Source organism: Vibrio sp. FE10, assembly GCF_030297155.1.
Lineage (GTDB): Bacteria > Pseudomonadota > Gammaproteobacteria > Enterobacterales > Vibrionaceae > Vibrio > Vibrio apostichopi.
Genome location: NZ_AP028068.1, coordinates 1401692 through 1414745, shown reverse-complemented (window position 1 = coordinate 1414745; position 13054 = coordinate 1401692). Strand labels below are relative to the sequence as shown.

At 40.9% G+C, this 13054-nt stretch carries 9 protein-coding genes and 1 pseudogene; 4 read left to right on the top strand and 6 right to left on the bottom strand.

Going from position 1 to position 13054, the window contains the following annotated elements; genetic code table 11:
- Window positions 1-14 precede the first annotated feature (14 nt).
- The 4 genes and pseudogenes from QUF19_RS26520 to QUF19_RS23240 form a co-directional block, all read right to left on the bottom strand.
- Entirely contained in the window at window positions 15-143 is a 129-nt protein-coding gene (locus tag QUF19_RS26520; protein WP_434784924.1) for a hypothetical protein, read from the bottom strand.
- A gap of 19 nt (window positions 144-162) precedes the next feature.
- Window positions 163-486: pseudogene (locus QUF19_RS26515) on the bottom strand (transposase); the annotation flags it as partial.
- 196 nt (window positions 487-682) lie between these two features.
- On the bottom strand, window positions 683-3292 hold the full coding sequence (locus QUF19_RS23245) for a hypothetical protein (protein ID WP_286300051.1): 2610 nt from the start codon (window positions 3290-3292) through the stop codon (window positions 683-685).
- A gap of 444 nt (window positions 3293-3736) precedes the next feature.
- Window positions 3737-5659 carry an Ig-like domain-containing protein gene (locus QUF19_RS23240; protein WP_286300048.1) on the bottom strand — a complete coding sequence of 641 codons (1923 nt, stop codon included), beginning with the start codon at window positions 5657-5659 and terminating at the stop codon, window positions 3737-3739.
- 573 nt (window positions 5660-6232) lie between these two features.
- Here QUF19_RS23240 and QUF19_RS23235 point away from each other — a divergent pair.
- From QUF19_RS23235 to QUF19_RS23220, 4 genes are all read left to right on the top strand, one after another.
- Window positions 6233-6547 carry a hypothetical protein gene (locus QUF19_RS23235; RefSeq protein WP_286300045.1) on the top strand — a complete coding sequence of 105 codons (315 nt, stop codon included), beginning with the start codon at window positions 6233-6235 and terminating at the stop codon, window positions 6545-6547.
- A 71-nt stretch (window positions 6548-6618) separates the two neighbouring features.
- On the top strand, window positions 6619-7467 hold the full coding sequence (locus QUF19_RS23230; RefSeq protein ID WP_286300042.1) for a sulfurtransferase: 849 nt from the start codon (window positions 6619-6621) through the stop codon (window positions 7465-7467).
- Window positions 7468-7850: 383 nt separating this feature from the next.
- Entirely contained in the window at window positions 7851-10154 is a 2304-nt protein-coding gene (locus tag QUF19_RS23225; RefSeq protein WP_286300039.1) for a putative bifunctional diguanylate cyclase/phosphodiesterase, read from the top strand.
- A 133-nt stretch (window positions 10155-10287) separates the two neighbouring features.
- A protein-coding gene (locus QUF19_RS23220; protein WP_286295576.1) for an IS3 family transposase occupies window positions 10288-11492 on the top strand; the annotation gives its coding sequence in 2 pieces (ribosomal slippage) (window positions 10288-10675 and window positions 10675-11492; 1206 coding nt in all).
- 93 nt (window positions 11493-11585) lie between these two features.
- Here the strand turns inward: QUF19_RS23220 and QUF19_RS23215 are convergent.
- Together QUF19_RS23215 and istB are read right to left on the bottom strand one after the other, a co-directional pair.
- Complete coding sequence (locus tag QUF19_RS23215; RefSeq protein ID WP_286300037.1) at window positions 11586-12152, bottom strand: OmpA family protein; 567 nt, start codon at window positions 12150-12152, stop codon at window positions 11586-11588.
- A 171-nt stretch (window positions 12153-12323) separates the two neighbouring features.
- Window positions 12324-13046, bottom strand: coding sequence for an IS21-like element helper ATPase IstB (gene istB, locus QUF19_RS23210; protein WP_286291966.1), 723 nt, complete (start codon window positions 13044-13046; stop codon window positions 12324-12326).
- Between the last annotated feature and the right edge of the window lie 8 nt (window positions 13047-13054).

Genomic DNA, 13054 nt, shown 5'->3' with positions numbered 1-13054 from the left:
GTTTCGCATGCTTTTTATTCAATACGACAAATTTGAGGCATACCTAGCCCAGTCAGCTTGTTCAACGCGTAAGTTTCAGCCACTTGTGCATTGTAATTTCTTAAACTTAAACGGCCACCATGCAACTGTTTAACTCGATGCATTGCTGTTTCGCTCCTCTCGTTTTGTCTTAAATGAGACCTCAACTTGCTTAGTTCTACGACTATACAGGTGTAATGTGGACAACTTAACGGAACATGGGCTAGCCCAAATATCGAGTTGATAAATCCTTACATCACTCTCAGTAGAGTAGAAAACACGCGTTTCACCATGAGTGCTGTCGTGATAGCTAATCACTGAATCAACGTGGCCTACCGCGCTTATTCTGCTTGCTTTACGCCCAGTCACTTATCGCTTCTTCATCAATCCAAAAGGCCAGAGAACCACGGTTAATAAGTGACTGATTGCATTGCTTCCAGTTAGTTGTTTTGTGCGAGTTTTAGGCATAAGGCTACGAGAGGGAGTGAATGTTGCTTATCAGATTGTAGACTCTTAATTTAGTTGTTCTATTTGACATACAAGGTCTCCAAAACTAGTAATCTTATTTGTAATAAGTGAAATATAATCGCAATACCAACCACTTGAGACAAGAGCTGATATGCGGCCCTAAAGGACCGCGAATTAGAAATTTGAACTATCTCTACTACTTTGAAGAAGCCTCTGAAACACACGATGTGGTGATGAAGCTTTCCGGGTTGAGAGATGTATGGCGTTCACCATACTGGAGATCAAATGAGTCATAACCCGATTGATTACTAAGAGGTCGTTTCCACAAAGTCCAATTATTGTTTTCAGGCCAACCAAAATTTTCCACCATGTTGCCTCGTCCTGAATATAAATCTCTCAAAACCACAAACGAAGGCATATTCCAATTAGATCTTCCATTCAACTCAATACTATTAAGAAAGTAACACCATTCCATAGCTTGAGCGTAGTTAAAGCGAGCAAACTCCCCACCTTTAGGCCCATCATCTTCATGGTGAATATAGCTATATGTATAATCAATTCCATCTACTTTACCAACACGTTCCATGAAAGGAATGCTCGGATTCGAGGAGAATAGACGACCTTCGTCATTGAAATCTGATGCAACTTTAATACATGCTCCAGCGGCGTTTAGCTGCTCTGTATTATCGACGCTTCCACACATGAACGAAGTAAAAGTTACCGTGCTTTTAGACTCTGAATAGTTTGTTGTTGAAGTAGTATAAAAAGATGTCACGTCGAATGACATATTTTCTCTAGGTACAACATATTGAGGATCCCATTCGACATTTAACTCTTGAACGCCATTAGCATCCGTGCTTTCCTGCTTCTTAACTATAATTGGCGACACTAATTGACCGCTCTCTGGGTGTATAGCACTCGTGACTGAAAATTGGACAGAATAACCTTCAATTGGATTATTGTTTTGATCCTTTAATATTGCCGTAACTTCGTTACCTTTATCAGCCTGATATTGAGCAGAGTTATATGTCGTCTCAGATGTTACAACTGCCGTTTTTTCGTCACCAATGAACTTGATATCAAACTGTTCTTGAAACCCTTCAAGGTCAAATGTCATTGTGACAGTCTCTGCTTTTAAGCTAGTTAGACTAAATTCAACTAAACCGCTGTCATCCGAGACTACTGTATCATTGTCCAATGATACAAACGGGCTTGAAACAGAAACAGTCACCGCCGTATTTGGCCGTGGTTCACCATCTAGTTTTAACTCAATGAAAACTTTGCCAACCTCTACACCATCCGCTACGACTACGTCACTTGATGAAGGCAAGACTTGCATTAGACCTTGCTTTACACAACTTAGATAGTATCCATCACCCGCACTCAAGGCCCCTGTACTAACAACATCATCTCTTAAGTCCACCCATGCAGGCTCACCTGAAAATTCATCTACAGCAACGTATGGTGTTTGAGTCGGCCAGTTATGTAAAACTTGCAACTTAATATCATTAGTCATTTCTAGCAATTGAACGACTGTAGGGACACTTGCTCCGATTTTGGAACAATGAGCTTGCGCGGTTTGCCAGTTATAACCCGCCATAATGATCGTTGGAGAAAACTCCGTGTCAGATAGAGCTATTGTATATAGAGAACCCGCCGCTGCAGAGTCTAAAGCTGTTGGAGGAGCTGTGTAAAAATCAAGTAGGTGACTTACCCCTTCCCAACGTGCTGATTGGTTTGGATCCACTACATTAACTTTAATCAATCCCATATCATAAGCACCATTGTGGTCACTAACGGCAAAACTAATATAGTGATATCCTGCGGAATACGCCGTAAAAGTGATAACTTTATTACTAATATCCAACGGGTCTTTCGACGCAACATCTGCGTTAAAAGTATTGACATACACTAATTGATAATCATCCTCATCATCAGATGAAACAAAATCACTAATATCGATATCAGTTGGGGTACCTATATTGATTGCTTCCGCATAAATGATACCATCATCAATAGTAAAACCTTGATTTGCTTCATAACCAACAGCAACATCCAATATTCCCATCAAAACGATTCCGTTCGAAGAGTCTTCCAGTGTATAAAGTACACGGTCAATACCTGTAAAGTCTGAAGCTGGTGTATAGTCAATGGACTGATTATCAAAACTATCGATTTGAACAGTGCTCAGGTAATTATATGCTGAAGTAGCCTCAGTCAAAACAAACTCTTCAGTTAAGTTAATACCCACTTTTTCAAGTTCTGTATCTAAAGAAATATGAATTTCTTCATTGACTAAACTAGTAGCGCTAATGGGTACCAGTTCTGTCATTGCCAGATCAGAACTAACAGCCACTCTTGCAATAGCCATACTTGAAGTATCAGTAACTAAACCTGCCTCAGTCGAAGACGCACTCTGAATCTTCGAGTCAGAAGCTAACGGAGAAACATAGTATCGATAGTTACATGCTTTTACGTCAGTTCCACGAATAAAGAAACCAGTATTTGTAAAAGATTCGATTTCACACTTTCTTTCATCAGATAGTACATCAACATGAGTAAGAACAAAGCCTCCTCCTGAAGATGAGAAAACTTTAGAAGATAAGTCAATTTCGTAAGAATCTACAAATCCAGTCGAAAATGTTGCATCTTGGGGCGAAAGCGTTCCATAAACGTTTTTATCTGGATTGTTATTTTGACTGGTGTTTCCACTATCGTTCTCAGAGTTACATCCAACAAGCGAAAAAGAGATTGCGATAATAAGGCTTAAGCTAACGCCTCTGCTCGAAATCCTAAAAGAACTCATCTATTTTACCTTCCCCAACTAAATTTTGTGGATGCTAGCAATGAATCAACGAAATAAATTGAGCACTTAAAATAAATAAAATAACAAAATGCCCATGACTCGAAAATCTGCTCCGAACAGATATTTTGGACACTGAGTTAATTGAGTACAATCGTAAAAAAGGTGAGCGATGACAACAAGATGAGGATGACCTAATGGTACAGCTATATCACGAACAGCTTTCGTGACTTAGCGAGCCAAAATATTATGTTATTAACCTTACAGTACTAGTACTAACATAGAAAAGAGTCATTTCAGTCATGGCTGAACCAACGAGAGGTTTTAGTAAGAGGCTACGATGTATAATAAATGCAACTCATCAGATCGTAGGTTCGTTACTGACTTAGCTCCATCGATTTACGAAATATAGCCCCTTTAAAATAACATTAGAATAGTTTGGCTAACTTACATAATATTAGAGACGGTAAGAGTAAAGTCCCAATTATTATCTATTAGGTTTTGAACAGCGGCAAGATCATTCAAAACATAATGCATCCTATAAAAATCCCACTCCAATACACCTTCACTTGTGGAATCGTCTGGCCACTTAAAGGTTGCTTGATAACGTAAGGAGCCAGAAATGGGTGAATAATTGCTTTGTCCAAAAAAGAATTTGGTATTTTCTCCAAAGATAGAAGTAAAACGACTGACGTAAATCTCACTCATATCACTAGTCAAATACTCGCTACCCGAGATTATAGAGTAGTCGCCCATTGTTCTTTTGAAGTAACCTAGATATTCGACATCAACTCCAACAACTTCGTTAAAATACTGCTCAGATATAACCGAAAAGCTAATAGAGTGAGCTGGGGTAATTCTCAACACAACACTATCTTCTAAAGTGTAATCATTCGATAGAAACTTGGCAGTAATAGACGTTGTACCCACGCCTTCCCCTGTAGCCAAGCCTTTGCTTATTAAATTATTAGAGATGGTTGCAACACTCGAATCCTCACTAATCCAAGAAAGGTTCTTGTCTTTGGTCACATCAACTCGTTCATCATCTGACATTACCACTTCGGCTTTGAATTGTTTTTCAGACTTCAGAGGTATCTGAGGGGTATCCGCGCTTAGTTGAGGTTTTGGAGTAACCTCCAAATTAATAGGCACAGCATCGGTCACGCTAAGCTTCGCAGTATCCACAATCTCGTTATTATTAACTTCGACAAACGCTGTAATAGTAGCGTCGCCCATGGAAACGCCAGTAGCATTACCCTTGTTAGATGATGAGTTAGAGATAGTGGCTAAATCAGTATTGCTGCTACTCCAACTAACCTCGTAGTCGCTCGTCGCATCAACTACCTGCCCATCAGACAAATGAGCAAACACCTTAAAAGATCTATCTAGGCCAACTGGTACAGATTGAATTTTTGGTTTAACTTCTAACGAGGTTATAACGTTTTCCATCACATCCAAGCGCGCAGTACCATAAATGTGTTCACCATTAATCAAGCCTGAAACAGCAATGCTTACTGTGCCAATATCAACTCCTGTAACTTGTCCTTTTGAACTTGGGTAATTTGAAATAGTTGCTATCTTTGGGTCACTACTCGACCAAGTAATTGAATCATTTTTTGTTATATCAATTTCTTCATCGTCAGACATATAGATAATTGCAGAGAACTGCTCATCGAGGCCGACTGCAATAGTGTGTTCCTGCGGTAAGATTTCTAACGAAACGGCAATTGCCTCCATAACATTTAGGGTTGCCGAGCCATTATGACTCCCTCCTGCAGTTTCAACGGACGCGGTGATGGTAGAGGAACCTATAGATTTAGCTTCGGCTACACCCTTGCCTTCTCCATCATTTGAAATTGCTGCGATATCCAAATCACTGCTAACCCAAACTGTAGAACTATCGTTTGTTACATCGACAAAACGTCCACTAAATAAGTTCGCGGTTGCAATAAAAGCTCTTGTCAAGCCTATAGGTACGGAGTCATATTGAGGTGTTATTGTAATCGACTCTATACCATCTTCAGTGACGTCGACAATGACAGTATCCGTGTACGTCTTTCTTTTAAAGATCCCCGTTGCGGTGATCTCCACAATACCAATTACATTTTTAGTCGAAACCAGTCCATTTTCGTCAACACTAGCAATAAACTTATCAGAACTGGACCACTTAACATCTTTGCTATCTGTGACATTAATAACCTTTCCGTTTACTAGTACTTTTTCTGCTTTAAGCTGAATATCAAGGCCTACAGGAATATTAGTGATCTTCGGAGTAACTACAAGTTCACTAACACCATGACCACACCCACTAAGTACTACTAAACTTAGAAACATCAAAAACATCGACCATAAACTTTTTATTCTCACCATACATCACCATACATAATTAATACTAAATCATCATTATTATAATAGTGAAATAGAAAGCATATATTGGCACTTATTAGTTTTTATATGTATGGATGCACAATTTACTAAATCATAGTAAAGGTTCAGCTGTAAAATTCCTCATGATAACTATTTATCCTGACAGGACACCTAGTACTCTTTTCATAAAAATCTCCATCTTTAAAGTGAATTTTTATCGAGAAAACATTTATATCTACAATGTATAGTCACGAGAGAATTATTTAATGACAACTAACTAAATATTATTTATGGGATTGGTCATCACCTATAAAGTGTCCAACAAACCAAAATAGATTAAATATTTATTTTCAATTAGTCGTGTTGTAATTAAGTGTTTTCATTTGAGAAAAAATATGAAGCTACTTAGCTGTTTGAACCATAGATAGATGGGCTAACATCCCAATTCAGGAAGCAGCGATGCTCACTTTTTGATCGTATAAGAATGGATAACCACTCAAACTTTCTGATTGATTACATTCACTTTACTGCCAATCTGGCTTATCTTTTCAAGATTACCTTCAAAGACTTACTCTCATGAAACAGTTAAAAATAGGTCTATTTATCTTAATGTGTGGTGTCGGTGTGCTGTTGGCTCTCACCTACTTCCCTTTGACCTCAGAGACAGGGCAACGTATTCAAGCCAAAGTGATTTCTAATACTCTCACTCAATCTCTAGACGGACATAGGCGCTACCTCACAGTTGAAACTCAAGACAACCAAATATTTCGCGTTTCCATTCCACCAACAACAGACTGCCCTCTTGATTCTGTGGTCGCGCTTGATACATTAAACAATCAAATAACCGGACAAAGCAGTTATCAGTTCATCCACTGCCGGACTGCGCCTTAGTCGTCGATATAACGAGACGAATCGATATAACGGCACTAATCGATGTATCAACAAGAATGGACATAATAAGAATGACTCAGCCACTCATTTCACCGCATCAACTTCAACAACGTTTGCTAGAAGAAGACAACATTGTAATCCTCGACGCCAGTATCGAATTTCAGATTCCAAGTGAGTCAGAAAAGATCAAAGGACAAATGATTCCTGGTGCGATTCGTTTTGATTACGACAAAGACTTTTGTAATAAGCACACCTTGCTTCCTCACATGTTCCCGACCGAAAAACACTTCAACACACGTGCACAAGAAATTGGTATCAACCAAGACAGCACCATTGTGGTTTACGATAACTCAGGAACCTTCGCTTCCCCCCGTGCATGGTGGATGTTCATGGCAATGGGCCACAACAACGTTTACATCTTAGATGGTGGTTTACCTGCATGGATAGAAGCCGGTTACCCTACAGATACCGACTACAAAACAGCGGTGCAACCGGGCGATTTTGACAGAAAGGTCCAAGACAACTACTTTGTTAATGCTCAGCAAATCCAAAACTACTCCGACGATAAGAGTGCAAACATTCTAGATGCACGTTCACAAGCTCGTTTCGATTCAGAAGTACCTGAACCACGTGAAGGCTTGCGCAGTGGCCATATTCCGAACTCCATATGCCTACCATTTGCACAAGTCTTAAATGCAGGTAAATTGAAGCCTCAAGAAGAGTTAGTCGACATTTTCTCGACCCTAGACTTAACCCCCTCTCAACCGATGTTCTTTAGCTGTGGTTCTGGTGTGACGGCTTGCATCATCTTATTGGCCGCTAAGCTGGCTGGATATTCAGGTGAAATGGGGGTTTATGATGGCTCATGGACTGAATGGGGTGCTAACGAGCAATTACCTATCGCCGTGACCAAAAAATAATTCAACTTAGCTTAATGCTACTGTTAGAATAGACTGCGCATGCATAAAGAGCTTACTCGTAGTGATGACTTAACGTCTCACACAGTAAGCTTTTTGCTTTGCGGTAATGCTACGTCGTTTGAAAACAAATCTGGATTGACTCGGTTGCTTCTAATCTATAGCGATTTACTGACCATAAACCGTGATTAATCATGAGCAAATCGTTATCAGTGTGGTGAATATTAATATTTTACTCAAGAATCTCTGCTCGTAGTCGTTACACTATTTAATCACTGATACTTTCATCATTGATGTTTGTATCTTTCGTTGCATGAATCACGCTGACGACCTAATAGTTTGTCGCTTGCACTCTGTTAAAAGTAGTCACCAACAAAAGGCATCTCATGGCTCTATTTAAGAAAAATATCTGGTCTCTGTACGCTCTGATCGTACTGCTGACCGTGATACTTTTCGCCGTGTTGGGCGTAACTAAATGGCAAGCCAACAGAGATGATTTCACCCAACAACAACATATTCAAGTCGAGCTATTTTCTAGCTCTGTAAGCTCACTGTTGACCAGTCAAGAAGCCCTGCTTGAAGTGGTTGGCCACCAATTGGCCCAGCAGTCTGACTTCACTCGTACTGCCTCCATTCAAATTCGACCAATACTGGATAAGCTGCTAGATACTCACCCTGCGATTGCAGCTTTTGGGCTACTCAATCCCCAAGGGGACTATCTCGCCATCAGTTCCAACATGCAACTGTCTGATCAGCGAAACTTACTTCAATACCCATACACTAGAGACTCATTTCTAGAAGCCATGTCCAGTGACAAAATGGTTTTGGGACGAACCTATTTTCAACAATCATTGAACAGCCTCGTTATCCCGTTAAGAAAATCAATCTCAATCGATGGCAAGAACGTCGATGCGGTTATGACGGCGGGCTTGCGCTTAGACAACACTATCGTCTTCGAGAACAATGCCCATGCCGGCAGCTACAACACGTTAAGTTTGGTCAGAGAAGATCGCTATCGACAGTTTCACTCTAGCGACATCAACAATCTAGATTCGTACTTAAAACCTATCAGCGATAGCACCATGAAACTGGCCGTTGAAAATTTTGTTCAACAAACTGGCTTGAGTGTTGATAACGCTAAAAATGAAGATTCAACGTACTCCTTTGTTGTCGATAACGGTAATTATCACGCGCTATTAAGTGCAAAATACATCAACAACTATAAGCTTTGGGTTATTGGCCGAACCGACCTCGATCATGTTGATAAAATATTCGTTTCTGAGTTCAGCGTTCTTTTCGTTGCCTTTATCTTTCTACAGTTTGGCTTCTATACATTGGTTAAGTCGATCGCTAAGAACGAGCAAAGAACTCGAAGTCAGCTAATTTACCAAGCCAACCACGACCCATTAACCTCTCTACCAAACCGCTTATACATGCGCCGAAACATTGGTAAATGGATAGAAGATGAGTCAGAGCAATTCTCGCTTTTGTTTATCGATATCGATAACTTTAAATGTGTCAATGATACCCACGGGCACGACTTCGGTGACAAGGTGCTCAAACAGATCGCATTGCGTTTGATGCGATTCCGCTCTCGACTCAGCTTATTGGTGCGCGAGTCTAGTGATGAGTTTTTGTTTTTAACGCCGATAACGAGTGAAACCGAGATTAAACGACTGGCAGAACGCCTTATCGAAGTCCTTTCCCAACCTTATGAGGTCGAAGATTCTCAGTTCTTGTTGGGCTGTAGCATCGGCATTGCGCGTTTCCCTGAACACGGAAAAGATCTAGATAGCCTACTCCGCTCCGCCGATATTTCGATGTATAAAGCGAAGCAGCAGCAAAACTCGTACAGCATTTTCACCACAGCCATGCAAGACGCTCACCTCTACAAAATGAAAGTAGAGCAACGGTTACGTATTGCGATTGAGAAACAAACGTTATTCATGGCTTTCCAACCTCTAGTTCGCGCTGATGAGAGTACTCATGGCGTAGAAGCATTGGTTCGTTGGATTGATGACGAACTAGGATTTGTTCCGCCCGATGTGTTTATACCGGTCGCGGAGAGCACGGGTTTAATGCAAAAACTCGGTACCTTTATTATCGAGTCCAGCATCATGCAAATCGCTCATTTGCATCGAACAACAGAACAAAAGATCGGCCTTTCGATCAACATATCCGTGCGTCAGTTTTCACATAAGTCGTTCTCAGAACACCTATTCGCAACGCTTGAGAAGTATCAGTTCTCTCCTAGCTGCTTAACGCTAGAGATTACTGAAAGCTTATTCATTGAAGATGTGGCTATAGTGAAGCCGCTTTTCGAAGCCCTCAAAGAAAACGATATTAAGATCTCTCTAGATGACTTCGGTACCGGCTACTCATCATTGAGCATGTTGAAAGCACTCCCTATCGACGAACTTAAGATTGATAAGAGTTTCATTGAAAACATCGCTATAGACCAGCAGTCACTCACTATGGTGCAAAACATTATCGCAATTGGCAAAAACTTCGGCATGGTGGTATTAGCAGAAGGCGTAGAATCAAACGAGCACTTCTCGATTCTAAAGGCCTGTGGATGTGATTTGATGCAAGGCTATTACTTCTCTCGCCCTATTCCTTACGATGAGCTATGTGGGTATCTGACACCGACTCAGGTGGATACAGAAGAACTACCTGAGCCAACGGCATAGGTGGTTGGTTATATTATCTAGTTATCAAATAACGCGATGAATCAAAAAAGGGAGCCCAGATGGGCTCCCTTTGTTTATACTGTACCGTCCTAAATATGGTTGACACATTTCCAACATGAAATTGGAGAGTGTCATGAAAACAACAAGTAGACGTACTCAACGAGATTATTCTCTTGCCTTTAAATTGGCAGTCGTCAGCCAAGTTGAAAAAGGCGAAATGACTTATAAGCAAGCTCAAGAACGTTATGGGATCCAAGGTCGCTCTACCGTTTTAGTTTGGCTTCGCAAACATGGTCAACTAGATTGGTCTAAAGGAACAGAACAATCGAGAGCGTTAGGAGCGACTATGTCAAACTCTTCCTCAACTCAAACCCCAGAGCAACGAATCAAAGAACTCGAGCAGCAATTAGAAGAGACTCAGCTCAAAGCTGAGTTCTTTGAAGCGGTTGTAAAAGTCATGGATCGAGATTTCGGTGTCCGAATCTCAAAGAAGCGCAAGGCCGAGTTATTAAGGAAAAAACGGTCAGAAAGTTGACCGTCACTAAAGCTTGTCACTTCATCGGTATTACACGACAAGCTTTCTACAAGCGCTGTGTTACAGAAATTCATCAGACAAAGAAAGATGAATCAGTACTCGGTTTTGTGAAGGAGCAAAGGATGATGCACCCTCGTATAGGGGCTCGTAAGATCAAGTATTTACTTGCTCAGAATGATATTGAAATCGGTCGAGACCGCTTATTTTCTCTGCTGAGAATGAATCGATTATTAGTGCCGAATCGAAGGGCTTATCATCGAACCACAAACAGTAATCATCGCTTTTACTGCCATCCAAATCGAATCAAAGAAGGCTTAATACCGGAAAGACCAGAGCAATTATGGGTTGCAGATATTACTTATCTAGCAACGCGGTGTGGTAGTACTTATCTCAGTTTAGTGACGGACGCTTACTCAAGAAAAATCGTGGGCTATCACATAGGTGATGATATGAAAGCTCGCACGGTCAAGCAGGCCTTTTTAAACGCGTTGAAAGAGCGGAAGAATACAGGTGAGCTTGTACATCACTCAGATCGAGGTGTTCAATACTGCTCTGTGGAATACCAAGAGTTGCATCGACAGTATGATGTATCTTGCTCAATGACTGATGGCTATGACTGTTATCAGAATGCGTTGGCAGAGAGGATCAACGGAATATTGAAGATGGAGTATCTGTTGAATAAGCCTAATGATTTAGATGAAGCAAAGAAAATGGTCGCCGAATCAGTAAAAATCTATAATGAATATAGGCCTCACACCGCTCTAAAATACAAAACGCCCGATGAAGTACATCGAGCGTTTTAGTCAATCAAGTGTCAACCCATATCAGGACGGGTCATACACCGCTTAACATCGCGGCCCAAAAAATAAAAATACAGACAACGACAACCAAGCCCATTACGACTTAACAGTGATCACAACTCGTCGGTTACAACCTGTTTCCTTGTTGTCTTCAACCTTACAAATTGGCGCACTTTCACCATATGCATATTCAACAATGCGACTTCCTTGATGAAGATCTTTTTTCAAGTAGCTCGCCACTTGCCCAGCGCGTCGAGATGACAATGCTTTGTTGTAGTTTTTGCTGCCTAAGCTATCTGCATGTCCTTCTATATAAATCTTCGACTTGTCATCAACTAAGCTAAGGTACTGCCCTAATACTTGTTTATGGCTTTCATCCAATTGGTACACATTAATTGGATAATTAAGTACCAAGGATTGCGTCGCTTTATCATAGAAACACACATCATCTTGAGCTGCGATTTGAATAACTTCACTTTCTCTATTGATAACCTCATTTTGAGGTTTCTCATCAAGCTCTACCAGCTTTCCAATCACTTGTGTCGTCACAGTATGAGAAGACACCAACGTTTTCGAAGTGACGTACTCTCCGACATTGCCCAAGCAGTTCGCATAGCCCAATGGAGACATTAGCATCGTAGATAAAATTACTAGGTATCTCATGTTAATCCTTTAGTTTTCCGGTTTCTTCATTAATCAAATTCAAAATGTACTTGTATACATCTTCGCCATCTTTTGCGTATTTCGGCTGATGTGACCCCTAGTTTCGTTTTTAATCGACCACCTTTTTAAGCCTCTCTTTTCTCTTCCTTAGTTTTACTCCAAGTGGTCGATTTAAGCCAGTTTTCTCATTGATTCCCCTCGTAACTCGATTCTATGACTTTGATGAACCAACCTATCTAAGATCGCATCAGCGATCGTCGAGTTGTCGATCATCTCGTGCCATTCTTTTACAGGTAGTTGGCTGATAATGATTGTACTGCACTCTTGGTATCTATCTTCTAGCACTTCGAGAAGATTACTTGCATGCTCTTGGCTGAGTTTTTCCATTCCCCAGTCATCGATAACCAACAGTTTTTTCTTAGACAAGCTCAGTAGCAGCTTTTGATAGCTGCCATCAAGGCGGCTACTACTCAGGTCATCAAGTAAACGATTTAGGCGATAATAACGACTTGGGCAGTGTTGCTCACACGCCTGCTCGGCGAGCGCACAAGCAACATAGGTTTTACCTGCACCTGTTGCACCTGTAATCAGGACATTCTGTCGCTTTTGTAAATAAGTGCCTGATAATAACTCTCCCATCATTGCTCTTTTTAAGCCTCGTTCTGGGCGGTAGTCCAGTTGATTACCGCTAGCGCTTAGGCGCAGCTTGGCTTGCCGTTTAAGTCGTTGGATTTTGGTTTGATCTCGGTTCACTATCTCATGATCAAGGATGAGTCCTAACCTTTCTTCAAAGCCAAGTTCAGCATAGGTCGCGGGGTGTATCCTTTGCTGTTCCAGTGCATCAGAAGCATGACTTAGGCGTAGTGATTTTAACTGTTGGATTATTGCGTCCATATTGTTTC